Raw genomic sequence first — 23655 nt, 5'->3', positions numbered from 1 at the left:
CCCGGCCATCTGTTTCTCTGCATTCACTCACTCTTCGCCGATTCCCGCAGGAAGGCGAGACCAGGCGATTATTTCAGTTCGTCAACCATAGTCGTCGCGCGACCGATGTAGTTAGCCGGCGTCATGGCTTTCAGGCGAACCTTCTCGTCTTCCGGCAGCGGCAGGCTGTCGATGAACTGTTGCATCCCTTCCGCGTCCACGCGCTTACCGCGGGTCAGCTCTTTCAGCTTCTCGTATGGTTTTTCGATGCCGTAGCGGCGCATCACGGTCTGGATCGGCTCAGCCAGCACTTCCCAGTTATGATCCAGCTCGTCCAGCAGGCGATCGCCGTTCAGCTCCAGTTTGCTGACGCCTTTAAGGGTCGACTGGTAAGCAATCAGCGCATAGCCGATACCCACACCGAGGTTACGCAGTACGGTTGAATCGGTCAGGTCGCGCTGCCAGCGGGAAACCGGCAGTTTGCTCGCCAGATGCTGCATCATGGCGTTAGCCAGGCCGAGGTTACCTTCGGAGTTTTCGAAATCGATCGGATTCACTTTATGCGGCATGGTGGATGAACCGATTTCACCGGCGATCGTCTTCTGCTTGAAGTGGTTCAGCGCGATGTAGCCCCACACGTCGCGATCGAAGTCGATCAGGATGGTGTTGAAGCGGGCGATGCAGTCGAAGAGCTCGGCAATATAGTCATGCGGCTCAATCTGCGTGGTGTACGGGTTCCACTGAATGCCCAGCGAGGTAACAAACTCTTCGCTAAACTGGTGCCAGTCCACTTCCGGATACGCCGCGATGTGGGCGTTATAGTTACCCACCGCGCCATTGATTTTGCCCAGAATTTCTACCTGGTTCAGCTGACGATACTGACGCTCCATACGGTAAGCGACGTTAGCCATCTCTTTACCCATTGTGGACGGCGTGGCCGGCTGACCGTGAGTACGGGACAGCAGCGGTACATCGCGATACTGAACCGCCAGGTCTTTCACCGCGTCGATAAGCTTGCGCCAGTACGGCAGAACCACCTCATCGCGCGCGGTTTTCAGCATCAGCGCGTGGGAGAGGTTGTTAATGTCTTCGGAGGTGCAGGCGAAGTGGATGAATTCGGATACCGCATGCAGTTCAGCGATATCGGCCACTTTTTCCTTGAGGAAATACTCTACCGCTTTCACATCGTGGTTGGTGGTACGTTCGATGGTTTTGATGCGCTGCGCATCTTCAACGCTGAAGTCGGCAACGATTTTATCAAGGAAACCGTTTGCGTCGGCAGCAAAAGCAGGAACTTCCTTGATCGCTGCGTGCGCGGCTAACTTCTGCAGCCAACGTACTTCAACTTGTACACGGAATTTCAGCAAACCGAATTCGCTGAAGATACCGCGCAGCGCGCTGACTTTATCGCCGTAGCGTCCATCGACAGGGGAAACGGCGGTCAGTGAGGATAATTCCATAGATCACAACTCCGGGGTTAAATGAGCAAGAATTTGTTTTGCCTGGTTAACCAGACGATTACGAGAAAACATGAGCTGCATGCGCCCGCCGCCCACCTGATGCCAGAGCACGGCGGCACGAATGCCTGCCAGCAGGGAGGCGCGGACCTTGGCCTGAACCTGCGGGCTTTGCAACACGGCCGGTGAGCCGGTCACCTGAATACGCGGACCAAGTGGACTGATGACGTCAACATAGATGCCCGCCATGGCGCTGAGCAGCGTTTCAGACTGCAGGTCGAAATGTTCCAGCTGACGGCGCAGACCGGCGATGCGGTTGCCAAGGGTATCCATCGCCCCTTTGCTGCCGTCAAGCTTACGCTCGAGCACCATCAGGCTTAACGTGTAGCGGGTCAGCTCGGCATTGAGGCCCTGGCGACTGCCGCTGTTGAGCACGCCAAGCAGCGTTTCCAGCCCGAGGCGAAGATTGGCTTCACTACCACCGAACACCGCCAGCGTTGAATCCGGGTTGAGATCGATGATGCTGTTCAGCGAAACGTGCAGGGCATCGCTGTCGCAATGGCCCTGGTGCGCCAGCTGCTGAACCAGACGGGCGGCCTGGCAGATGCCCGCCAGCGCCAACGTGATGTCATAATAATTCTTCGCCACACCTACTCCTTGTAAACCGTCGGGGAGGGTTTTGTCTCACCGGCGGTAAAAACTGTCTGTCAGGACTGCAGCGGCAGACGCTGCTCGATCACGCCGCCGCCGAGGCACACTTCGCCAAGATAGAAGACCGCCGACTGGCCCGGCGTCACCGCCGCAACCGGTTCGTCAAACAGCACTTCGATGCGCTCGTTATCCAGCGCGTTCACGGTGCACGGGATATCGGTCTGGCGATAGCGGGTCTTCACCGTGCAGCGCAGAGTGCCGGTAACCGGTTCGCGATCGACCCAGTGCAGCTGTTGGGCAATCAGGCCCCTGGACATCAGACGCGGGTGGTCGTGGCCTTGAGCTACGACCAGAATATTGTTTTCGACGTCTTTATCAACCACGTACCACGGGTCTTCGCTGCCTTCTTTGGTGCCGCCGATGCCGAGGCCTTTACGCTGGCCAAGGGTATGGTACATCAGACCCTGATGCTCACCGATTTCGTCGCCGTCAACGGTGACGATTTTGCCCGGCTGAGCAGGAAGGTAGCGCCCGAGGAACTCGCGGAATTTACGTTCACCGATAAAGCAGATCCCGGTAGAGTCTTTTTTCTTCGCGGTGATCAGGTCGAGATCTTCCGCGATCTTGCGCACCTGCGGCTTTTCCAGCTCGCCAACCGGGAACAGGCTCTGGGCAATCTGCTCATGGCTGAGGGTGTACAGGAAGTAGCTCTGATCTTTGTTGCCGTCCAGGCCGCGCAGCAGCTGGCTTTTACCGTTGACATCGGCACGGCGCACGTAGTGACCGGTCGCAATATAGTCGGCGCCCAGATCTTCTGCGGCGAACTCCAGGAAGGCTTTAAATTTGATTTCTTTGTTGCACAGAATGTCCGGGTTCGGCGTGCGCCCGGCTTTGTATTCGGCCAGGAACAGTTCAAACACGTTGTCCCAGTACTCTGCGGCAAAGTTAACGGTATGAAGCTCAATCCCGAGCTTATCGCAGACGGCTTGCGCGTCGGCGAGGTCGGCAGCGGCGGTGCAGTATTCCTCACCATCGTCTTCCTCCCAGTTCTTCATGAACAGGCCTTCTACCTTATAACCTTGCTGAAGCAGCAACCAGGCAGAAACAGAGGAGTCGACGCCGCCGGACATGCCGACGATCACTTTTTTTTGGCTTTCTGACATTGGAATATTCACCACATTGAACTTCAAGGCGGCATATTCTAGCACGCACGAGCGGCTCAGGCACCCCCCAGGAGCGGCCAGTTAAACGCACCAATTAATGACAGCGGATAGCGCGGGTCCTGTTGATAGCTGCGGATGCTTTCGGCAACCAGCTGAGAGCGCAGATTTGATGCCGTCAGGATCTCTTGCGCGCTCAGCCACAGGCAGCGGTCGATATCGCTGTCATGCGGCTGTGTGGCGCACGTATCGTTAAGTTCGATGGCGAACAGGAAGCGTAAAAACGGCGTATTGTCCGGCGCAATCCACTGATGCATGCGGATAAAATGCTGTGGCGTGGCGCGAATGCCGGTCTCTTCCCACAGCTCTCGTTCGGCGGCCTGCACCAGCGTTTCATCTGCTTCGAGGTGTCCTGCCGGCTGATTCCACAGCGCTTTGCCGTTGATGGTTTCCTCAACGATCAGAAATTTGTCTTTCGCGTGTACGACGCAGGCGACGGTGACGTGCGGTTTAAACATACTTCCCGTTCCTTGTGTGATTAGCCGACCTGGCGCCACTCGCCGTTGGCCAGTCCGTCGAGAGTATAGCCGCCCATGGCGTAACGAATAAGCCGCAGCGTGGGGTAACCTACGTGAGCGGTCATGCGTCGCACCTGGCGGTTGCGTCCTTCATAAAGGGTGATTTTCAGCCAGCTGGTGGGTATGGATTTGCGTTCGCGGATAGGCGGGTTGCGCGGCCACAGCCAGGCCGGTTCAGCGACCCGCTCAATACCTGCGGGCAGGGTAGGACCATCGTTGAGCGTGATGCCGGCGCGCAGCGCGGCCAGCGCATCTTCCGTTGGCAGGCCTTCAACCTGAACGTAGTAAATTTTACCGGTGCGCTTGCCGGGTTGAGTCAGCGTAGCCTGCAGCGCGCCATCGTTGGTCAGCACCAGCAAGCCTTCGCTATCGCGGTCAAGACGACCCGCGGCGTAGACCCCGGAGACGGAAATAAAATCTTTCAGCGTGCTGCGCCCGGCTTCGTCCGTAAACTGCGGCAACACATCGTAGGGTTTATTGAACAAGATCACGCGTTTTGGCGCGTGTTCTTTGCGTTGTCTGGCGACTTGTTGTGAGCTGAATCGCTCAACGCGATGTTTTCTAAATGAAGTTTTCTGCATGGTATTTTCAGGTCCTGACAATTGCCGCATTATAGCCTAATTACGAATGCCTTTCATGGACGCAAACATTCAGGTAGTATTGACATGCTCATCACAATTTTTTAACAAAAATATTGCTCAAACTGATTCGCGCTACTAGAAGGCGGCACGGACGCGAATCTCCGGTTAGCGGGATGACCCGGTGGCGGAGTGGGCGGATAAAGCCAACGCTCGGTTAGTGTGAAAAGGAAGAGCAGAACCAGAAGCGCTCGAAGGAGAGGTTAATGGAAAGCAAAGTAGTAGTTCCGGCGGAAGGTCAAAAAATCACCCTGCAAGATGGCAAACTGAATGTCCCTAACAACCCGATCATCCCGTTTATCGAGGGTGATGGTATCGGTGTTGACGTGACTCCGGCGATGCTGAAAGTGGTGGATGCCGCCGTTGAGAAAGCCTATAAAGGCGAGCGTAAAATTTCCTGGATGGAAATTTACACCGGCGAAAAATCGACCCAGGTGTATGGCCAGGACGTCTGGCTGCCTGCCGAAACTCTTGATCTGATTCGTGACTATCGTGTTGCTATCAAAGGCCCTCTGACGACGCCAGTTGGCGGCGGTATTCGTTCTCTGAACGTTGCGCTGCGCCAGGAACTGGACCTCTACGTCTGCCTGCGCCCGGTTCGTTACTACCAGGGTACTCCGAGCCCGGTTAAACACCCTGAGCTGACCGACATGGTTATCTTCCGTGAAAACTCCGAAGACATCTATGCGGGCATCGAGTGGAAAGCGGACTCTGCTGAAGCAGAAAAAGTGATCAAATTCCTGCGCGATGAGATGGGCGTGAAGAAAATTCGCTTCCCGGAACATTGCGGTATCGGTATCAAGCCGTGCTCTGAAGAAGGCACCAAGCGCCTGGTTCGCGCGGCGATGGAATACGCTATCACCAACGATCGCGATTCGCTGACCCTGGTACACAAAGGCAACATCATGAAGTTCACCGAAGGCGCGTTTAAAGACTGGGGCTACCAGCTGATCCGCGAAGAGTTCGGTGGCGAGCTGATTGACGGCGGCCCGTGGCAGAAGGTTAAAAACCCGAATACCGGTAAAGAGATCATTATCAAAGACGTGATCGCCGATGCTTTCCTGCAGCAGATCTTGCTGCGTCCGGCGGAGTATGACGTCATTGCCTGTATGAACCTGAACGGCGACTACATCTCCGATGCTCTGGCAGCGCAGGTTGGCGGTATCGGTATTGCACCGGGCGCGAACATCGGTGACGAATGCGCGCTGTTCGAAGCGACCCACGGCACAGCACCGAAATATGCTGGCCAGGATAAGGTGAACCCGGGTTCTATCATTCTGTCCGCTGAGATGATGCTGCGCCATATGCAGTGGTTCGAAGCCGCAGACCTGATCGTTAAAGGCACCGAAGGCGCTATCGCCGCTAAGACTGTGACCTATGACTTTGAACGTCTGATGGAAGGCGCTAAACTGCTGAAATGTTCAGAGTTTGGCGACGCGATCATCGCGAACATGTAATCCAGCCTCTGGGTTAAACAATAACGGGAGCCTCGGAGCTCCCGTTTTTTATTATGTGTTTTCTGACGGTTATCAAAATTTTAGCAAAACAGGTTTACCAGGCCGCAGTCTTCAGCCTTTGCTTCACTGTACCTACACATCCGGCGGGTCATTTAGCGGGGTAGGCTGGGCTTGCCGGTTTCTCTCGACCGAGAGAGGCCAATGTCGCTGGCGGATGGTTGACGTGATCTTCTCGCTCAATCTGCCGCAGATCGGTTCACTGAACATGATACGTCACCAGGCTATTGTGTTAGGCTCACTTATTATTTTCAGGCAGTTAAAATTTCCTGCTAAACCGGCCTGAAACGATAGCCAAACCCAGGGAACCGAAGACCTGATGCTGAAAATGACAATGCTGGTTGAAAACCATCTCTCCCCACAGGCGGTGCCTGGGATGCAACCCCGTGCGGGGCTCTGTATTCTGCTGGATGACGGGGACAGCCGGATACTGTTTGATACCGGCCCGGATGAAACATTTATCCGCAACGCCCGGCTGATGAATGAACCTCTGTCGAATCTGAGCGCGGTGGTGCTATCGCATGGCCACTATGATCATATCGGAGGCGTCAACTGGCTCAATTCAGGGACCAGGATTATCTGTCATCCTGACGTTGGGCGGGAAAGATATGCCTGTGTACGCCTCCCCGGTAAGGCCATACCGGTGAAAAAGCTTTCACGGCACCTTAATTTCACCGGCAAAAATGTGCTGTTCAGTAAAGGCCCGCTGGCAGTGGGAAAACGCTTTACCTGGACAGGTGAAATTCCCGTCGAAAAGCCCGTTGCATATGGTATTACCGATCTCCGTACCGGAGCTCTTGATTATGTGGCTGACGAAGGGGCCCTGATCTGGCGCTCCTCGCGTGGTCTGGTCATTATTACCGGATGCGGTCACCGCGGGCTGGAGAACACGGTTCGCCATTGTCGGAATATTACGCGGGAAGAGAAGGTTTATGCCGTTATCGGCGGACTGCACCTGCGTACAGCCTCGCCATTAAAATTGATCAATCTTATGAAGTTTCTCAGGGAAATAGAGCCTGAAAAAATCATCGGATGCCACTGTACGGGACGATGGGGCAGACTGTGGCTGAGGGATAAATATCGCCTTTCCTGCGGGGATACACTCTTTTTTGACGAATAGCCCCTTTCTGTCATGCCGGTCATCCCGGCACATCTGTCTACGGAAGGGCGAATTTGTTTATCAACCCAGCAGCCCTGTTGAATACGCATAATGCGAAAACAGATCCGCCAACCATGAGCGTTTTGCGGCGGGTAGCGTCCGCGGAATGCTCACCTCTTCCTTGCGCAAGAGGCGCCTTTACAACACTGAAACGGGCCGGCACTCAAGAATGCCCAATATGTGACATCCGGCCGGAGTGAGCGGATTTAAGAACCGTCTTCAGCAGTACGCGACGCCGTTCGGCGTGCTTTCCTGATAGTCTGATCGTACTGCCAGGTGGATACCAGACATATCAGTAAGACCGGTAACATCATCAGGCCCAGCAGCTTCCAGCCCAGCAATGCCAGCATCACACCCGCCCCTGATGTGGCGATCGCGGAGAAAATAAAGCGGCTGGTTTCGGCCAGACCCTGCGCTTTTTTTCGCTCATGATCACGATAAGAGAGACTGAGCAGCGTAGAGCCCCCCACAAACATAAAGTTCCATCCGACCCCCACCAGAAGCAGACTTAAGCTGTATGCCAGCATCGTTTCCCCGGTCAGGTTAACCACGATAGCTGACATGTTGAGAGCGATCCCGCTATATAACAGTACGGTGAGCCCCACCTTTCGTATCAGGAGACCGGTAAACAGCGAAGGGACATACATTCCCAGCAGATGCAGCTGAATGACCAGGGCACCATCATTCATTGAATGGTGGTGCGTCACGGAGAGCGGGGCCGCCGTCATGAGAAACAGCATCACCAGGGAGCCAACAACCAGGTGAAACCAGGCGGTGCGATAATCCGGGCGTTTCATTAATTCCCGACTGGTCGGTGACCGTTCTGAAGGCGCAGCGGTGTCCGGAGTAGGGGAATATTTTTTCGCATGACCGAAGAACAGGGCCAGATTAAGTGCAGACAGAATACCCAGCGCGGCCACCACGAGATAAACGCCGGCAAAGCGAGGTAGCCCCGGGACATCCCGCGCAACAATCGTCAACAGCGGCCCCAGGATTGCCGCTACAACACCGCCAACCATGACCAGAGAGATAGACTGCCCCTTCACTTCCGGCGGGGAGTGATCGGCGGCAACCAGACGATAGTACTGGCTGAAAGCCTGATAGACGCCAACAAGAAAGCAGCCGGTGCAAAAAAGTAAAAAACTGCCCTTCAGCACAGCGACAAAAGACAATAATCCGCCGGCGGTACCGCATCCAGACCCCAACATAAACGCAAGTTTCTCGTTTCCCCGCCCGATCATGCCGGCAGCAAACAGACTCGAGAACGCGCCGGCAACAGTGATGAGCGCAAATGGCACGGTGGCCAGTTCATCCGACGGGGCCAGCTGATAGCCCACCAGAGTGGCAATTGTCAGGTCAACAGAGACCGCACAGGTAAAAAACAGATTACTGACCGCAAGGATAACGGGGATGCGGCCTGGTATGTATCGCATGATGCCCTCCTGGAGGGATGAACTGAACGGAAGTAAAGCGCAAGCATCCTCCGTTAAACGCTGCATTAACTGTTCCAGGCTGATGCCGGGAGGAACTTTTCCCCGCACATTGCGTTTATAAGCCGCAACGTCTTCCTGTGATGTCTCGATATGTTCACCGACAGACAATAAAACTCGCCGTAATCAAGTGGCAGCTCCTGAGCATAAATCGCATGGCGTGGACAGGGAAGAGCAAAGAGCAGCGGTTGCCGGCGGGCGTCTCTTTTAACGCGAAGGTTCCGGTGTGCATTTTTTGAGCTTCCATCCGTTATCCCTTCACTCAGTCCGCTATAGGTATTGCCACTCCATTGCCTGAGCAATAAATAAAGCAATATGGATGCCATAAAAAATGCGGATTTGACCCGTTATTCATGGCGCTCCTGCACCGTCCGCAAGCAAAGTTATCATTCTCGGGGCAACGCGCTTAATGACACAACGTTATTATTAATTATGAAATAGATAAATTATTTACCGATCGGGATTTAAATTAAAAAAGTCATTGGCAGCTCGCGGCGGCCTTATCATAAAGTTCAGCCGTAATACAATGTATCCGAAGCCAACCGGTTTAGCGGTCATTATCCTTCCCCTGCGTTCCAGCCTCAACCAATGACGGCATGCTCAGTCAGGCCTTGAATGAGTATGGTCAACTCCTGCGGGAAATCATGTTGAGCTCTACCGCATTTAAGGACGAAATATGCCGGATGTTTACGAACACCCTGAAAGCGCTTCTCGTAACGAAGCGGCGCAACGCTGCGTCTATCGCATCATGATCGCATCGATCGCGCAGGCCGCAGAGAAAACGCAGAGCATCCTCCTGCAATAGCGTTCTGCCGGAGTTAAAGGCAGTGATTTTTTTGCAGGCTGCAAGAGTCAATAACATAAAATACGGGAATGAAATTCGGAATATTTATCATCGCTGGTTCCGAAATAGACTTCATCGTCATCGATGTGATTAAAGTAGCAGCAAATAGGGCAAAATTTGTAAGATATAAAATTTAATCAATTGATTTTTAAGGTATCAGCAAAATTTTGTGACAAGAATAAAATGTTACTATAAAGTAAAATTTAGTGTATTCACTGTTCTGTTGTATCACGAATACTTCTGAAAAAAGGGGCTGGCTCCGGCGGGAAATTGACGCTGCCTGTGAGTGCCTGTCAGATAGCACCGTATTTGTCGACTCACTATATCGGGATCATTCCCGCTGATCTTACCGGGGTGCAGAGGCGCCCTTGCAGCTGACAGGATGTATCCTCATGCAACAAATCGCTTTTTATATTCTTATCGCCAGCCTGACCATCGCCAGCCCCGGCCCGGGCGTTTTGTTCACCCTGACGAACACGCTCAACTATAACTTGCGCCATGCCATGGCCGGGATCATTGGTGTCGCCGCCGGAATGGGGGTGATATCGATCGTCGCGGCCAGCAGCATTGGGGCGATCATTACCACCTCCTGGCTGGCCCTGCTGGCAGTGAAAATCATCGGGGCCGCTTACCTGATTTATCTCGGCAGCAAATTATTCCGTTCAGTACCCCGGGCGATGAACAATAACGCGGCCACTGCGGGAAGCGATGTCGCGCCGTCCACCGGTAAAAGCTTCCGCCAGGGGATGCTGGTTTCTCTGCTGAACCCTAAAGCCATCGTCTTTTTTATGGCCCTGTTCCCGCAGTTCATTAACCCGCAGCAGCCATTTGCCCCCCAGTTTTCGATACTCTCGGCTATTTTCTGTCTTTTGGTGATCGTCATCCACTCGCTTTACGGATTTTTCGCACACTCCGTAAAGATGAAGATGTCTTCCGGTCATCTCTTCAGTAAACTCAATAAAACCGGTGGGGTGGTGTTCATGTGTTTTGCTGCAGGCCTCATCATTTCCGCTCTGCAGCCTTACATCTGAACCTCTGCTCCCTTATCGCCCAGGGCGTCGTGAACATGGATATTTTGTTGGCTATCGCTGATGACCCTGCGATCCATCTTGTTGACCACCTCCCATTGAATATCCCGGCCTGGTGGGGGGAGAATGCTGGACTCATCGTGACAAACCTGGCTATCCGCAGAAACCAGGGCGATAACGTTTCTGAACATATCTCGCTGACCCTGGCCGTATGCCGTGATGCCGGAATTTATTAAACCGGGTACACCGACACAGAATAGTGACACCTGAAAAGCTGCGGCTGATGACCAGGAAGGCGCAATGATCAACAATAAGGTGGAGCGAAAACAGAGTAGTGATAATACCTGCTCAGGTATTTGCTATCATCCCCACATGAACACGTGAATGTTGTCTATGACGGCAAAACAGCAGCAATGAAAATCCTGTCAGAAGGGAAGCCCTTAGAGGGCTGCGCCAGCTACATAAGATAAAATTGACGGCAGGTCGCCAGGATGTTCTGAAATACAGGTGATAAATGTTTCAAAAAAAACCGTTTCTCCTCCCTCTGCTTATTGCGCTCTACTCCGGAGGAGCTATCCTGACAACTATTCTTCTCCTTGCCGGTATCTATTTCTTTCAAAAGAAAGAAATAGAAGATTCTCTCCGTGAGAGCAACCTGGCTTACGCGATGAAAATTGCGGATACCACAGACCGATATCTGGCCATGGCCCAGCGTGAATTAGCCTGGACAGCGTCTGAGTTACAGAGCACCGATGCATCCGTGGCCAGGGATGAGGTCGAGCGTCTGCGGATCCGGTCAGCGGTATTTAACTCGGTTGGGGTGGTTAATGCGAAGGCGGTGATTGTTGCCACGTCACCTTACTTGCCCGCACTGACAGGCGTCAGAGTACATTCCGAAGCAAGCCAGGCTGCTCTGGTTGCGCGAAAACCACTGATTTCTGGTCCGTTCACGTCGATTGCCGGAAATGACATGATAATGCTCTCGCATCCACTCCGTTCGCCAGATGGTCACTATCTGGGGTATCTCGGCGGCAGCATTTATCTGAAAAAACAGAGTATGCTCAGCGATCTTATTGGCCTTCATTTTTATAAAGATAATGTCTCTGTCACTATTGTCGATCGCGATGGCAAGGTTATATTCAATACTGTTCCCACGATGACCCGCTCGCCCGTCAATCTCACGCCGCAATTGAAAACGTATATGAGCAACAACTTAAACGGTTCTTTTGTCGGACGAGATTATTTGGTTGGCTATGCGGGTCTTAAGAAATCTGACTGGAATATTATTGTGTCGACGCCGTCAGAGGTCGTCACCAGTATGTTGCTCAATACTGTGAAGAAAATTTCCGGACTGGTGCTGGCGATACTGTTCTTTATTACTACAGGGGTGGCTTTTCTTTCTTCCCGTATCGCAAAACCGCTGGAGCAGCTTGCGCGGCTGGTTCAGGCCAATGACAGTCTCATGTCGCCAGAGAAACTCTCTTCGATCAGGGCCTGGTACCAGGAGGCGTATTTACTCAGAGATGCGATGGAAAAACGTTTTCGTTTAGTCTCTGCACAATTTGCAGCGCTCAGTGATGAGGCGATGACAGATCCTTTGACGGGTTTATATAACCGGCGTGGTTTCTATGAGCAATTAACGTATATCAAGAACCTTAAAAATCAGTGCGCAATCGCAGTAGATATCGATCATTTTAAAACGATTAACGATCGTTTCGGGCACAGTGCGGGGGATACCGTGCTGGTTCATACCGCGGATTTGCTCAGACTGACATGTCGAAAAGAGGATGTTATCAGCCGCTTTGGGGGCGAGGAGTTCGTTATCCTTTTGGCGGAAACCACGCTCGCCGAGTCTGCTGCGATAGCCGAACGGATCCGCCAGGTCATATCGGATACCGAGTTCTCTGAGGCCGGACACCTTACGGTCTCGATCGGTGTGGCGGGGCTAAAAGATTATGAGGGTGACTACGAGCGGCTTCTTATGGAAGCTGATTCCGCGTTATATCAAGCGAAACGACAAGGACGAAACAGAGTCGTGGTCAGTGGGCATAGCCAATAGTCAGGATTGTCAGAAGGTAATGCTCTCAAGTGGTGAGTGTTCGTTTGTTTCTTAATGAACACAGCGTTGCTGGCCTGGACTTTTGCCGACGCATATCCAGTAATACCGTCGGTGAATCGGGTAAAAGCCTGCGGACGCCATGTTGGTTTCCAACGTCTTTAAATCCGACATGTCGCGGATGTTTACGCATATTCTGAGAGTGGTTTTCAGACCGGAACCGGCGCAACGTTCCGCCTGCATCACCCTTGACCTTGCCCCATTTCGAAATGGAATTCTGCCATGCTTCCCTCGACCTGTAAGGCCGCCGTCTTCCATAAACCAGCTCGCCTTGCGGCGATGCAATCTGGCACAGCCGCCAACATTCCCGCTATAATCGCAGAAATTTCTCAACGGGTTCAGAGACGAAATGACAAAACTCACCTTACAAGAGCAGCTGCTGAAAGCCGGGTTAGTGACCAGCAAAAAGGTCGCTAAAGTGCAAAGAACGGCCAAAAAATCACGGGTTCAGGCACGTGAAGCGCGAGAAGCGGTGGAAGAAAACAAAAAAGCGCAGCTCGAGCGTGATAAGCAGCTGGGTGAACAGCAAAAGCAGGCCGCTTTAGCCAAAGAATATAAAGCCCAGGTGAAGCAGCTTATTGAAATGAACCGGATTGTTCCGGCAAAAGGCGACATTGGCTTTAACTTTACCGACAACAACCTCATCAAGAAAATTTTTGTCGATAAGCTGATTCAGGCTCAACTGATTAGCGGCCGTCTGGCGATCGCGCGTCTGGTGCCAGACAGCAGCGGCGAGAGCGTATACGCGATTATTCCGGCTAACGTCGCAGATAAGATTGCGCAGCGCGATGCGGACAGCATTGTGTTACACAGCGCGCTCAGTCAGGAAGAGCAGGATGAAGACGATCCGTATGCTGATTTCAAAGTACCTGATGATTTAATGTGGTAGCTGGCCTTGCCGCTCGTCATCTGTCGCTGTGGATGGCCGCGTCAATGAAAAGGGATGAATGCATCGTCTCGCTGCGAAAATATCGCCCCCTCAAAGGATGAATCAATGATGATGTTCCGCCCCATGCGCGAAGAAGAATATCCGGCATATCTGGAATACTTTATTACGGATTATGCGCGTGAAATTGCCGCCAACTATCGGCTTAGCGCAGAGGATTCACTGACAAAAGCGACGCGTGAAATCGCCGAGGATCTTCCTGAGGGGGTGAATACCCCCGGGCAGGTTTTGCTGTCTCTTTTTAGCCAATCAGACAATCGCGACGAGCACGTCGGCTACCTCTGGTACAAACCCGATACCGCCGCGCGAACCGTGTTCATCTTTGATTTTTATATCTTCAACGCCTGTCAGGGGCAGGGGCTGGGCACGCAGGCGCTACGCGCCTTTGAGCGGGAGATGCGGGAGCAGGGGATCGAACAGATTCGACTTCGCGTGGCCGGAGATAACCAACGCGCCCGCCACGTCTACGAGTCCACCGGCTTTTGGGTGACGGGAATCAATATGAGTAAGACGTTATCCGATTAACGCCCGCGGAGACAGCGTTCCGACGGGCTGCACGGCGGTTAAAGGGAGAGATGAACGCACGGCACCTCAGGCTTTCTGTGCGGTCGTATTGCGCGCTGTTCGGTCCGGCCAGGGGGATAGCGATCCGAACGCCTGACCCGGACTTTCTTTCAGCGCGCTGGCTCCGCCAGCGTTATTTCGCCAGCAGCTCTTTGCGGACGATCTCTGCGCCGGCACTTAGCGCATTGAGCTTGCCTCTGGCGACCTGACGAGACAGGGGCGCCATCCCGCAGTTGGTCGAAGGATAAAGCTTATCGGCATCGACAAACTCAAGCGCTTTACGTAGCGTACCGGCGACCTCTTCCGGCGTCTCAATCGCCTGGGTTGCCACGTCAATCGCTCCCACCACCACCTTTTTGCCGCGAATCAGCTCCAGCAGATCCATGGGGACACGCGAGTTATGACACTCCAGCGAGATGATATCGATATTCGATGTTTGCAGCCTTGGGAACGCCTCTTCATACTGGCGCCACTCTGATCCCAGCGTCTTTTTCCAGTCAGTATTGGCTTTGATGCCATATCCATAGCAGATATGTACCGCCGTTTCACATTTTAGTCCTTCAATGGCTCTTTCTAACGCGGCGATCCCCCAGTCATTCACCTCATCAAAAAAGACATTAAATGCCGGTTCATCAAACTGGATAATATCGACACCCGCCGCCTCTAATTCTTTCGCTTCCTGATTGAGAATTTTGGCGAATTCCCAGGCCAGCTTTTCACGGCTTTTATAGTGGTTATCATAGAGGGTATCGATCATCGTCATCGGTCCTGGCAGAGCCCATTTAATAGGTTGTCTGGTCAGCTGACGTAAAAACCGGGCATCTTCAACGAAAACGGGCTTCTGACGCGCCACTTCACCCACGACCGTCGGCACGCTCGCCTCATAGCGATTGCGAATTTTCACCACCTCGCGTTTCTCAAAATCGACGCCGCTGAGATGCTCAATAAAGGTGGTGACAAAGTGCTGGCGCGTTTGTTCGCCATCGCTGACAATGTCAATTCCTGCGCGTAACTGATCATACAGCGACAAGCTTAGCGCATCTTTTTTCCCTTCAATTAATTCCTGGTCGTGTAATTTCCACGGAGACCATAGTTTCTCAGGCTCTGCCAGCCAGGAAGGTTTAGGTAAGCTGCCAGCCGTCGACGTGGGTAATAATTTTTTCATAATAGAAAACCTTGTATGTTCGGTAAATTAAAGCGCGTAGCCAGCAGACCATTTCTCAAGAATATTCTGGTAAGGCTTGATAAAATGCTCTTCAGTAAATTTTCCCTGTTCAATCGCCAGTTGGCTGCGTTCTTCCCGATCATAAACAATTTTGGTTAATGAATGATCCTGGTGATTCAGGTTCGGTTGATAATATTGCCCTGCGGCGGCGTTGGCATTATAAATTTCAGGCCGATAAATCTTCTGGAACGTCTCCATCGTACTGATGGTACTGATAAGCTCAAGATTAGTGTAATCACTAAGCAAGTCACCAGAAAAATAAAAAGCTAACGGCGCAACGCTATTCTGCGGCATAAAATAGCGAACCTTTAATCCCATTCTGGAAAAATATTGTTCAGTCAACGACGAGCCATTTTGCTGGTATTCGATACCCAGTACCGGATGCTGATTTCCCGTGCGCTGATAGGTGTCTTTGCTCGATACGCTAAGGCAGATTACCGGCGGTTTGTTAAAGTTCTGCTGGTATACCGTTGAATTAACGAAGTGTTTAAAGATATTTCCATGTAATTCACCAAAACCATCCGGGATGCTAAAGGCGGATTGCTGTTGGTTATGCTCTAACAGTCGCACGCTAAAATCATAATCGCGTACGTAAGAGGAGAAATTATTCCCGGCGAGACCGTCAATACGTTCGTGCGTTTTTTTATCGAGAATGTTCGTTTTTAATATCTCAATGACCGGAAAGCTGCCGCTGCGGTGCTGGTCAGTGAGTGTCATTTCAACTGAAATAATTTCAAGCTCAACAGAATAACGATCGCTTTTCGGGTTATCCCAGTACGCCAGCGCATTAAAACGATTGTCAATCATCGTCAGCGTGTTACGCAAGTTCTCCTCGCGATTTTCCCCTCTGGCCAGATTCGCGAAGTTGGTTGTAATTCGCGTATTTTCAGCGGGGTTATAATGCGCGTCAAAACGACTACGTTTAATAGTAAAAGCAAAATCTTTATTCATCGCGATGGTGCACCCTAAGTTCTGATATGAAAACTGAAGTTATTCCCTGAATCCCAGCATATCCTTTCTTTTTATCTGGTTATTTCATTCAGCGATCATCATATTGTCTCTGATTAATAGAGCATATTTTATGCCAGAGTCCCTGGAGGAGTGAAAGCGACATAATTTCATTACAACATGAGTCATCTTCATGGTCGACGAGCAAACCCATGGCAGCAAGGCTGACGAAGTGCCGGAGCATCACTGCGGATAGCCGGCGGTCAGAGTGCAGCTTCTCGGGCGAAGTAGGTGAGTTGCAGGGCTGAGCAACCCGGAGAGTAGAGTCTCAATCACAAATGTGTTTAGATATTTGCTTCTGAAATCCGGTGACCAACATGATGAATCCACAAGAAAATATTGTCAGTCAGTTCAGTACACTTTCCCCTGAGTTACAGCGGGCTGCGGAGTTCTGTCTGCAAAACGTGAATATACTGGTTGTGCAATCTATGCGAGCGTTCGCGGCACAAGCCGGGGTGAAGCCCGCCACGCTGCTGCGTCTGGCGCAGCGTCTCGGATTTAGCGGCTGGGGAGAGCTGAAAGATGCCTTTATTGACGATCTCGGCTTACGCAATGATACATATGTATCTAAAGCAAAAAAGCTCGTTGCCAAAGATACGCAATCGAATCTGTATGAGGAAGTCTTTCAGGCGCATCAGGCGAATCTGGTCTTCACCGGGAGTGAAAATCAGCAGGCGATGCCGCGAGCCGTCACGCTGCTGGATGAGGCGGACAACGTCTATATCTGCGGGTTTCGCGCCAGCTTCCCGATTGCCTGGTCGTTGTATTACGTCTACCGCTTATTCAATCGTCGGGTGTCATTGATTGATGGCCTGGCAAGCAACATTGAAGTGTTTACCCGTGAACTAACCGCTCGCGATTGTGTTCTGCTCACCAGTTTTGCCCCCTATTCACGAGAGTCCCTGGGTGTCCTGCATGCGGCACAGCGGGCTGGTGCTCGCATTATCGCCATCACCGACTCACCGGTCTCCCCTTTAGCTCAGGCTGCGGAGTGTACATTGTTGTTTTCAATTGACAGCCCTTCATTTTTCCCGTCGGTCGTCTCCGGGATGGGGCTGGCGGAATGCCTGCTGGCGATGCTGGTGGCGCGTCACGGCAACGAGGCGGTCAGCAAAATCGAGAGCGCCGAGCGTTATCTGATCGACTCTGGCGCGTATGTGGTCCCCGGCAAATCCGGATAAATGAAGCATTTGTCTCTGTGATAAGAAAATTAAATACATGTGTATCATAATTGCGTTGACGTGATTCAAATGAATCCTGCAAGATAATCCTCATAGTACGCAATAGCGTTTTCAGGAGCAGGAACAGAGCATGAGTCAGATCATTCATCGCAGCTTACGCCACACCCCCGCCGTCGCGGCGAGCGCGCAAGGTGTTTACATCACCGATGCCAGCGGCAAACGTTATCTTGATGCCTGTGGCGGAGCCGCCGTCTCATGCCTTGGGCATGGGCATCCTGACGTGCTGGCCGCCTTGCATCGACAGATCGATCGGTTAGCCTATGCGCATACCAGTTTCTTTACCAGCGATACCGTTGAGCAACTGGCGGAGCAGTTGACTCGCCAGGCGCCGGGAGACCTTAACTACGTCTATTTCGTCTCCGGGGGCTCCGAAGCGGTCGAAACCGCATTGAAACTGGCGCGCCAGTATTTTGTCGAAATCGGTCAGCCGGAGCGCACCAAATTTATGGCCCGCAAGCAGAGCTACCATGGCAATACGCTGGGAGCATTGGCCGTGGGAGGAAATGAATGGCGTCGCCGTCAATTCGCACCGTTGCTGATCGATGTGATTCGCGTCGCCGCCTGCAATGAATATCGCGATCGGCGCGAGGATGAGAGCCAGCAGCAGTATACCGATCGTTTGCTGCTGGAACTGGAGCAGGGAATGATTGAGGCCGGCCCGGAAACTATCATCGGTTTCTGTGCAGAAACGGTGGTCGGCGCGACAACCGGCGCGACCCCACCGACCCCGGGTTATCTGCGCGGCGTGCGTCAACTGTGCGATAAATACGGCATTTTGTATATTGCCGATGAAGTGATGTGCGGCATGGGACGTACAGGCACGCTGCACGCTTTCGAGCAGGATGATGTTGTCCCGGATCTGGTGACCATCGCAAAAGGTTTGGGGGGCGGATATCAGCCGATCGGCGCGGTACTGGCCGGTGAGAAGATTATGGCCGCACTTCAGGCTGGTAGCGGTCTGTTCCAGCATGGACATACCTACATCTGTCACGCCACTGCCGCCGCCGCGGCATTGGCGGTCCAGCAGGTTATCGAGCGTGACAATCTGCTGGAAGCGGTGAAACAACAGGGTCATTACTTACAAAGCGCGCTGCGTGATGTGCTGGGTGCGCTACCGCATGTCGGTGACACCCGCGGACGAGGCCTGTTTGCCGGTGTTGAGTTGGTCCATGATAAAGGGGACAAAACTCCGTTCGATCCCGCATTAAAGCTGCATGCGGCAATCAAGGCCAACTGTTTGTCCCGTGGCCTGATGGTCTATCCGATGGGAGGAACCATTGATGGGCAATATGGCGATCATATCCTGATAGCCCCGCCGTTTATCATTACCCCGCCGCAGCTTGATTTTGTGGTAGATACGCTGCACCGGGTCATTCGTGAAGAAACGCACAAGTTAGCGAGGCCAGCATGATTAATCGCTTACCGCCGCTGGCCGAACAGGAGTGGGATGAATATCAGCGTCCGCTGGCAGAGGAGATCATCAACGGCCCCCGTGGTGCGCTGTTACCGCCCTTTGAACCGTTGCTGCGTAGCCCTGAATTGATGGCTCACGCACAGCGGATGGGGGAGTACCTGCGTTATCGCAGCGCACTCGGACAACGGTTGTCTGAACTGGCCATTCTTATGACCGCGCGCCATTGGTCCCAGCCGGTGGAATGGGCGATTCATGCGCCCATTGCCCGCGAGAAGGGAATTTCAGCCGCTGCGGTACAGGCTATTAATGAATGCCGTCTACCGCTGGATTTACAAGCGGATGAGTGGGTGGTTTATCATTTCTGCCAGCAGCTACACCAGGAGAAAAAAATCCGCGATGATACCTGGCAACACGCCATAGCGCTTTGGGGAGAAAAGGGCGTGGTGGATTTGATGGGAATTAACGGCTATTACAGCTTACTTTCTATGCTTATGAACGGTGCACAGACGCCAGTACCCGATACCGGGGATGAGATTATTCCCGCTTAAATAATTGACTGACAAACAGGAGTCTATTTTTTCTTCATTCCTCTTGGCAGGCATAATTTGTCATGGAATACACACATCAGTTGTTAGCCTTTCAGCGGGCGCAGCACCTGTTTTGTTATATATATTTTCTCATCGACGTTGAGGTTTATTATGTCTACTTTACTTAGCAAATTAAAAATCACATTGGCTCTGGTCGCGTGTTCCACCAGTTTCCTGGCCGCAGCCCAGGATAAAATTACGGTGGGTGTTGATACGGCATTTGTTCCCTTTGAATTTAAACAAGGTGATAAATACGTGGGCTTTGATATCGACCTGTGGGATGCGATTGCCAAAAAAATGAATATAAGCTACGAATTACGCCCCATGGATTTCGGTGGGTTAATTCCTGGCTTGCAATCGCGTAATTTAGATGTGGCTATGGCGGGGATTACCATTACCGATGCGCGAAAACAGGTTGTCGACTTTAGCGATGGGTATTATAACGCTGATTTATTAATGGCGGTGAAGACAGGTAATAATAGCATCACCCGCTTCAGCGATCTGGCGGGCAAGAAAGTAGGGCTTAAACAAGGCACCGCCGCCGCGACCTTTATGAAATCAAAATACAAAGCTAACTATATTGAATTTCCGAACATCGACAATGCCTATCTCGATCTGCAGGCAGGGAACCTCGACGCCGTGGTACATGACTCGCCGAACGTGCTCTATTACGTAAAAACGGCGGGCGGTGGGAAAGTTAAATCTACAGGGGAAAGCGATAGCATTTTGCCACAGCAGTATGGCTTCGCGATGCAGAAAAACAGCAGCCTGACACCAAAAATAAATGCCGCACTTGAGGCATTACGCGCAGATGGTACCTATAGCAAAATTTATGTGAAGTGGTTCGATAAACAACCGAAATAACATCTTCTGGCCGAAGAAATTCGGCCCATACTCCATCTGAACTGGTTTTATTATGAATTTTGATAGTCATTATATATGGCAATCCCTGCCACTGTTGTTGCAGGGGTTGCAACTGACATTGATTATTTCACTGTCAGGTCTGTTGGGCGGTTTTATTATTGGTTTGTTCGCCGGGACCTGCCGGGCTTTTGGTGGTCGCATAGCGAAAACGCTATCGTTAGTGTTTATTGAATTAATTCGTGGTACGCCGATCATGGTACAGGTGATGTTTATTTATTTCGCATTACCGATGATATTACCTGTGCGTATCGAACCCGTTACTGCCGCGATTGCGACGATTGTAATTAACTCCGGTGCCTATATTGCCGAAATAACGCGTGGAGCAATATTATCGATCAATAAAGGTTTTAAAGAAGCCAGCCTGGCAATGGGATTATCCCAACGCAGCACCGTGTGGCATGTGATTATGCCTCTGGCATTGCGGCGTATGATTCCAGCGCTGGGTAACCAATGGATTATCAGTATTAAAGATACTTCGTTGTTCATTGTCATCGGTGTAGCTGAGTTAACGCGGCAAGGACAGGAAATTATTGCCGGCAACTTTCGCGCCCTGGAAGTGTGGACGGCAGTAGCGTTGATTTATCTGATGGTGACGTTGTGCCTGAGTTTTCTGCTGAAGCAACTAGAGAAAAGGATCCATATTTTATGAGCATGGTTGAATTTAGCGCAGTATCTAAAAGCTTCGGCACGACGCCCGTGCTGCATGATATCAATCTGAAAATTGAAGCCGGAGAAGTGGTGGTGATTATCGGACCTTCGGGGTCGGGTAAATCGACGCTGCTACGCTGTATCAATAAACTGGAGGCAATTAGCTCTGGTACGCTGCTGGTGGCGGGGATGCATATTACCGATCCGCACGCCAGCGAATGTGATATCCGCCGTGAAGCAGGCATGGTGTTCCAGCAATTCCATCTCTTTCCGCATTTAACCGCGCTGGAGAATGTGATGTTTGGCCCCATTCGGGTGCGTAAACAGAGTAAAGCAGCGGCGCGCGAACAGGCGCTGGCATTGCTGGATCGCGTCGGCCTGAAGGACCGAGCTAATCACTATCCATCGGAGTTATCCGGCGGCCAACAGCAGCGCGTGGCGATTGCGCGTGCGCTGGCGGTGAAGCCGAAAATGATGCTGTTCGATGAACCTACTTCCGCGCTTGACCCTGAATTGCGTCATGAAGTGTTAAAGGTTATGCGCTCGCTGGCTGATGAAGGGATGACTATGGTCATTGTCACGCACGAAATTGGCTTTGCGCGTGACGTGGCATCGCGCTTGATCTTTATTGACAGGGGAACCATTGCCGAAGATGGATCACCTGATATGCTGCTAAACGCGAGCAGTAATCCGCGCCTGAAAGAATTTTTGCAACACGTATCCTGAATAGAAGTGAATGATAACAATATGAAAAAAATCACAATTAGTGGATCTTCGTTTGCCGTTGGTCAACGCCTGGGCGAATTCGGTCGCGACGCCTGGCATCAAAAGCTGGTACATATTCCGCTGTGGCAAACGGTTATCGGTATGAAAGACAGTGCGCAAACTCGGGCGATGCGAACCCTGGTTGAGCAGCAGTTTCCGTTGATTTGGCAGGAGCTGACCGGTATGGCAGCGGGTTTACAAGCGCCGGTTGACGAAGTTTTCGCCTGGAACTGCCGGGGTGATTTAGTGCGATCAACGTCCGATGGTTGTACCACGGTAGTGGGGGAGAGCCGCGAGGGGGAACGCGTGATCGCCCACAACGAAGACGGGTTCCCGCAGTTACGCGACGATTGCGCATGGGTCAGTATTTCACCTACCGAGGGGATGGCCTTTTCCAGCTTTGCTTACCCAGGTTCGCTTTGCGGTCATACTTTTGCAGTCAATGCCATGGGGATCGTGAATACCGTAAATAACATTCGCGCGCTGCACCGGCCCGTCGGTATACCGCGGCAAATCCTGGCGCGCGCTGCGCTGAATGCCAGCACGCTGGATGAGGCCATTGCCGTTTTAACCACCCTGCCGCGTTCAGGTGCATTCCATCACACCCTGGGACAGTCCGGAGATAGTCGTCTGTTCAGCATTGAAGCGACAGGCGCCGGGCATTCAGTGCGTTTGCTGGATGGCACATTTGGTCATGCTAACCATTTGATTCACGAATCGCTCAGGGATGTGCAGCAGGTCATTACCGACAGTTCCGCTTCGCGCCAGGCTCGCCTTATCGACGAGTTAACAACGTCATCGCAACTGGATGCAACGGGCGCCCTGGCTATCTTATCCGATCAGCAGGTTGCGGCACTGCCGATATACCGTTTATCGCCGCAGGATCCGGATGAGGAAAATACCCTGGCTACGGCCCTGTTTGTGCTGAATGCCCGCCAGGTAGAGTGGCGCATTTTCACCCTGGATCGGCAGCAGGCTATCTTGCAAGGGGCGGTAAATGCATGACCTGTGTGAGTGAATGCGCCGATGTTACTCTGGCACCCGAGGTTGCAGAACCGGGGCAAGAGAGGGCGTATGGAGAGCGGTTTGAGGGGCCGGCAGGCTGCATCAGAAGGGTGCAGCCTGCCGGCCTGGATCAGAATACGATCAGACTTTAAGCAGTTTCACCGTGGCATCGATGTCAATTTCATCTTCTGAGAAGATCAATGTCGTGCCCTGAAAAGTGGTGATCGCCAGTTTTTTCAGCGAGCGCATGTCACCGGGCTTAACGTCGGATTTCGGCTTGATGCTGCTCATCAGGATCCCCACGGACAGCACCGCATTTTCTTTATCAATGCGGGTATCGGCAGGTACCTCTTCGCTGTAGACCAGGTAGGATTTGATCGAAGTAAGCTTCAGGCGTTCGCCGGCGATATAGATATATTTGCTTTCTGGTACCACTTTCACCGCGTACGCTGACAAACCCTTGTTATTGGTGGTGGGTTCGAAGGTCACCGCCGCATCTTTCTTAATCAGCTCAGGATTGGCGACCTTAATCACATGAAAATAGCGGTTATCGCCGTTTTCATCTTTGATAAATCCAAAACCTTTATCTTTAAACCAGGTTGTGATTGTTCCGTTCATCGCCGTTACCACCTACTTAATCGTGTATTAACTCAATTTTTGCAGCGCGCAGTGTAATGCACAATGGCTGCGCAGACCACGTCTTTGGTTTCAGTC

General features: G+C 52.2%; 24 protein-coding genes. 15 read left to right on the top strand and 9 right to left on the bottom strand.

Annotated features, from left to right (window positions below):
• Positions 1-68: 68 nt before the first annotated feature.
• From purB to rluE, 5 genes are read right to left on the bottom strand one after another with little or no spacing between them, the layout of a single operon-like run.
• Positions 69-1439, bottom strand: a complete 1371-nt coding sequence (gene purB, locus AC236I_RS15150; protein WP_004860634.1) for an adenylosuccinate lyase — start codon at positions 1437-1439, stop codon at positions 69-71.
• A 3-nt stretch (positions 1440-1442) separates the two neighbouring features.
• The gene (gene hflD / locus AC236I_RS15145) at positions 1443-2084 is read right to left on the bottom strand and encodes a high frequency lysogenization protein HflD (protein ID WP_004860640.1); all 642 of its coding nucleotides are present in this window, start codon (positions 2082-2084) and stop codon (positions 1443-1445) included.
• Between the two features lie 59 nt (positions 2085-2143).
• Positions 2144-3250 carry a tRNA 2-thiouridine(34) synthase MnmA gene (mnmA, locus tag AC236I_RS15140; RefSeq protein ID WP_015584630.1) on the bottom strand — a complete coding sequence of 369 codons (1107 nt, stop codon included), beginning with the start codon at positions 3248-3250 and terminating at the stop codon, positions 2144-2146.
• A 56-nt stretch (positions 3251-3306) separates the two neighbouring features.
• A complete protein-coding gene (locus tag AC236I_RS15135) occupies positions 3307-3765 on the bottom strand; it encodes an NUDIX hydrolase (RefSeq protein WP_004860645.1) in 459 nt (152 codons plus the stop codon).
• Between the two features lie 20 nt (positions 3766-3785).
• The gene (gene rluE, locus AC236I_RS15130) at positions 3786-4436 is read right to left on the bottom strand and encodes a 23S rRNA pseudouridine(2457) synthase RluE (protein WP_015584629.1); all 651 of its coding nucleotides are present in this window, start codon (positions 4434-4436) and stop codon (positions 3786-3788) included.
• Between the two features lie 233 nt (positions 4437-4669).
• On the opposite strand from rluE, the gene icd reads away from it, so the two are divergent.
• Together icd and AC236I_RS15120 are read left to right on the top strand one after the other, a co-directional pair.
• Complete coding sequence (gene icd, locus AC236I_RS15125; protein WP_004860652.1) at positions 4670-5920, top strand: NADP-dependent isocitrate dehydrogenase; 1251 nt, start codon at positions 4670-4672, stop codon at positions 5918-5920.
• Between the two features lie 373 nt (positions 5921-6293).
• Positions 6294-7097: an MBL fold metallo-hydrolase gene (locus AC236I_RS15120; protein ID WP_044023546.1), complete on the top strand. Its 804-nt coding sequence runs from the start codon at positions 6294-6296 to the stop codon at positions 7095-7097.
• A 245-nt stretch (positions 7098-7342) separates the two neighbouring features.
• On the opposite strand, the gene AC236I_RS15115 is transcribed toward AC236I_RS15120, so the two are convergent.
• Positions 7343-8569: an MFS transporter gene (locus tag AC236I_RS15115; protein ID WP_015584627.1), complete on the bottom strand. Its 1227-nt coding sequence runs from the start codon at positions 8567-8569 to the stop codon at positions 7343-7345.
• A 733-nt stretch (positions 8570-9302) separates the two neighbouring features.
• On the opposite strand from AC236I_RS15115, the gene AC236I_RS15110 reads away from it, so the two are divergent.
• From AC236I_RS15110 to AC236I_RS15085, 6 genes are all read left to right on the top strand, one after another.
• Positions 9303-9431: a hypothetical protein gene (locus AC236I_RS15110; protein WP_004860689.1), complete on the top strand. Its 129-nt coding sequence runs from the start codon at positions 9303-9305 to the stop codon at positions 9429-9431.
• A 431-nt stretch (positions 9432-9862) separates the two neighbouring features.
• On the top strand, positions 9863-10501 hold the full coding sequence (locus AC236I_RS15105) for a LysE family translocator (protein ID WP_004860693.1): 639 nt from the start codon (positions 9863-9865) through the stop codon (positions 10499-10501).
• Positions 10502-10536: 35 nt separating this feature from the next.
• A complete protein-coding gene (locus tag AC236I_RS15100; RefSeq protein WP_155407398.1) occupies positions 10537-10734 on the top strand; it encodes a hypothetical protein in 198 nt (65 codons plus the stop codon).
• Positions 10735-11012: 278 nt separating this feature from the next.
• Positions 11013-12557 (top strand): sensor domain-containing diguanylate cyclase, encoded by a 1545-nt coding sequence (locus AC236I_RS15095; RefSeq protein ID WP_015584625.1) that lies wholly within the window; start codon positions 11013-11015, stop codon positions 12555-12557.
• A 406-nt stretch (positions 12558-12963) separates the two neighbouring features.
• Positions 12964-13503, top strand: coding sequence for a DUF2058 domain-containing protein (locus AC236I_RS15090; RefSeq protein ID WP_004860702.1), 540 nt, complete (start codon positions 12964-12966; stop codon positions 13501-13503).
• A gap of 105 nt (positions 13504-13608) precedes the next feature.
• Complete coding sequence (locus tag AC236I_RS15085; RefSeq protein WP_004860706.1) at positions 13609-14085, top strand: GNAT family N-acetyltransferase; 477 nt, start codon at positions 13609-13611, stop codon at positions 14083-14085.
• A gap of 172 nt (positions 14086-14257) precedes the next feature.
• Here the strand turns inward: AC236I_RS15085 and AC236I_RS15080 are convergent, their stop codons facing one another.
• Together AC236I_RS15080 and AC236I_RS15075 are read right to left on the bottom strand one after the other, a co-directional pair.
• Positions 14258-15289, bottom strand: coding sequence for a methionine synthase (locus AC236I_RS15080; protein WP_487608537.1), 1032 nt, complete (start codon positions 15287-15289; stop codon positions 14258-14260).
• A gap of 27 nt (positions 15290-15316) precedes the next feature.
• The gene (locus AC236I_RS15075) at positions 15317-16300 is read right to left on the bottom strand and encodes a DUF1852 domain-containing protein (RefSeq protein ID WP_004860711.1); all 984 of its coding nucleotides are present in this window, start codon (positions 16298-16300) and stop codon (positions 15317-15319) included.
• Positions 16301-16677: 377 nt separating this feature from the next.
• On the opposite strand from AC236I_RS15075, the gene AC236I_RS15070 reads away from it, so the two are divergent.
• The 7 genes from AC236I_RS15070 to AC236I_RS15040 all read left to right on the top strand — a co-directional run bounded on the left by AC236I_RS15070 (position 16678) and on the right by AC236I_RS15040 (position 22941).
• Complete coding sequence (locus AC236I_RS15070) at positions 16678-17538, top strand: MurR/RpiR family transcriptional regulator (RefSeq protein ID WP_487608832.1); 861 nt, start codon at positions 16678-16680, stop codon at positions 17536-17538.
• 130 nt (positions 17539-17668) lie between these two features.
• Complete coding sequence (locus AC236I_RS15065) at positions 17669-19009, top strand: aspartate aminotransferase family protein (RefSeq protein WP_015584623.1); 1341 nt, start codon at positions 17669-17671, stop codon at positions 19007-19009.
• A complete protein-coding gene (locus AC236I_RS15060; protein WP_015584622.1) occupies positions 19006-19560 on the top strand; it encodes a carboxymuconolactone decarboxylase family protein in 555 nt (184 codons plus the stop codon). Before AC236I_RS15065 ends, AC236I_RS15060 begins: the two co-directional genes overlap by 4 nt.
• A gap of 150 nt (positions 19561-19710) precedes the next feature.
• Positions 19711-20463, top strand: a complete 753-nt coding sequence (glnH, locus tag AC236I_RS15055) for a glutamine ABC transporter substrate-binding protein GlnH (protein WP_015584621.1) — start codon at positions 19711-19713, stop codon at positions 20461-20463.
• A 52-nt stretch (positions 20464-20515) separates the two neighbouring features.
• Positions 20516-21172: a glutamine ABC transporter permease GlnP gene (gene glnP, locus AC236I_RS15050; RefSeq protein ID WP_015584620.1), complete on the top strand. Its 657-nt coding sequence runs from the start codon at positions 20516-20518 to the stop codon at positions 21170-21172.
• A 2-nt stretch (positions 21173-21174) separates the two neighbouring features.
• Entirely contained in the window at positions 21175-21897 is a 723-nt protein-coding gene (glnQ, locus tag AC236I_RS15045) for a glutamine ABC transporter ATP-binding protein GlnQ (RefSeq protein WP_015584619.1), read from the top strand.
• A 21-nt stretch (positions 21898-21918) separates the two neighbouring features.
• Complete coding sequence (locus tag AC236I_RS15040) at positions 21919-22941, top strand: acyl-CoA--6-aminopenicillanic acid acyl-transferase (RefSeq protein ID WP_048024543.1); 1023 nt, start codon at positions 21919-21921, stop codon at positions 22939-22941.
• Positions 22942-23082: 141 nt separating this feature from the next.
• On the opposite strand, the gene AC236I_RS15035 is transcribed toward AC236I_RS15040, so the two are convergent.
• Positions 23083-23559 carry a cold-shock protein gene (locus AC236I_RS15035; RefSeq protein ID WP_032717235.1) on the bottom strand — a complete coding sequence of 159 codons (477 nt, stop codon included), beginning with the start codon at positions 23557-23559 and terminating at the stop codon, positions 23083-23085.
• Positions 23560-23655: the final 96 nt, after the last annotated feature.

The organism is Klebsiella sp. Sb-30 (assembly GCF_057652795.1).
Note: the sequence above shows the minus strand (reverse complement) of the source record. Positions and strands in the feature narration are given on the sequence as shown.

Bases quoted from the DNA above. Each gene is read 5' to 3' on its own strand.
- glnP (WP_015584620.1), top strand. From the start codon at position 20,516: ATGAATTTTGATAGTCATTATATATGGCAATCCCTGCCACTGTTGTTG.
- AC236I_RS15085 (WP_004860706.1), top strand. From the start codon at position 13,609: ATGATGATGTTCCGCCCCATGCGCGAAGAAGAATATCCGGCATATCTG.
- glnH (WP_015584621.1), top strand. From the start codon at position 19,711: ATGTCTACTTTACTTAGCAAATTAAAAATCACATTGGCTCTGGTCGCG.
- AC236I_RS15040 (WP_048024543.1), top strand. From the start codon at position 21,919: ATGAAAAAAATCACAATTAGTGGATCTTCGTTTGCCGTTGGTCAACGC.
- AC236I_RS15110 (WP_004860689.1), top strand. From the start codon at position 9,303: ATGCCGGATGTTTACGAACACCCTGAAAGCGCTTCTCGTAACGAAGCG.
- AC236I_RS15105 (WP_004860693.1), top strand. From the start codon at position 9,863: ATGCAACAAATCGCTTTTTATATTCTTATCGCCAGCCTGACCATCGCC.
- icd (WP_004860652.1), top strand. From the start codon at position 4,670: ATGGAAAGCAAAGTAGTAGTTCCGGCGGAAGGTCAAAAAATCACCCTG.
- mnmA (WP_015584630.1), bottom strand. From the start codon at position 3,250: ATGTCAGAAAGCCAAAAAAAAGTGATCGTCGGCATGTCCGGCGGCGTC.
- AC236I_RS15075 (WP_004860711.1), bottom strand. From the start codon at position 16,300: ATGAATAAAGATTTTGCTTTTACTATTAAACGTAGTCGTTTTGACGCG.
- rluE (WP_015584629.1), bottom strand. From the start codon at position 4,436: ATGCGGCAATTGTCAGGACCTGAAAATACCATGCAGAAAACTTCATTT.
- AC236I_RS15080 (WP_487608537.1), bottom strand. From the start codon at position 15,289: ATGAAAAAATTATTACCCACGTCGACGGCTGGCAGCTTACCTAAACCT.
- purB (WP_004860634.1), bottom strand. From the start codon at position 1,439: ATGGAATTATCCTCACTGACCGCCGTTTCCCCTGTCGATGGACGCTAC.
- AC236I_RS15060 (WP_015584622.1), top strand. From the start codon at position 19,006: ATGATTAATCGCTTACCGCCGCTGGCCGAACAGGAGTGGGATGAATAT.
- AC236I_RS15090 (WP_004860702.1), top strand. From the start codon at position 12,964: ATGACAAAACTCACCTTACAAGAGCAGCTGCTGAAAGCCGGGTTAGTG.
- AC236I_RS15095 (WP_015584625.1), top strand. From the start codon at position 11,013: ATGTTTCAAAAAAAACCGTTTCTCCTCCCTCTGCTTATTGCGCTCTAC.
- AC236I_RS15070 (WP_487608832.1), top strand. From the start codon at position 16,678: ATGAATCCACAAGAAAATATTGTCAGTCAGTTCAGTACACTTTCCCCT.
- AC236I_RS15115 (WP_015584627.1), bottom strand. From the start codon at position 8,569: ATGCGATACATACCAGGCCGCATCCCCGTTATCCTTGCGGTCAGTAAT.
- AC236I_RS15100 (WP_155407398.1), top strand. From the start codon at position 10,537: ATGGATATTTTGTTGGCTATCGCTGATGACCCTGCGATCCATCTTGTT.
- glnQ (WP_015584619.1), top strand. From the start codon at position 21,175: ATGGTTGAATTTAGCGCAGTATCTAAAAGCTTCGGCACGACGCCCGTG.
- AC236I_RS15135 (WP_004860645.1), bottom strand. From the start codon at position 3,765: ATGTTTAAACCGCACGTCACCGTCGCCTGCGTCGTACACGCGAAAGAC.
- AC236I_RS15035 (WP_032717235.1), bottom strand. From the start codon at position 23,559: ATGAACGGAACAATCACAACCTGGTTTAAAGATAAAGGTTTTGGATTT.
- AC236I_RS15065 (WP_015584623.1), top strand. From the start codon at position 17,669: ATGAGTCAGATCATTCATCGCAGCTTACGCCACACCCCCGCCGTCGCG.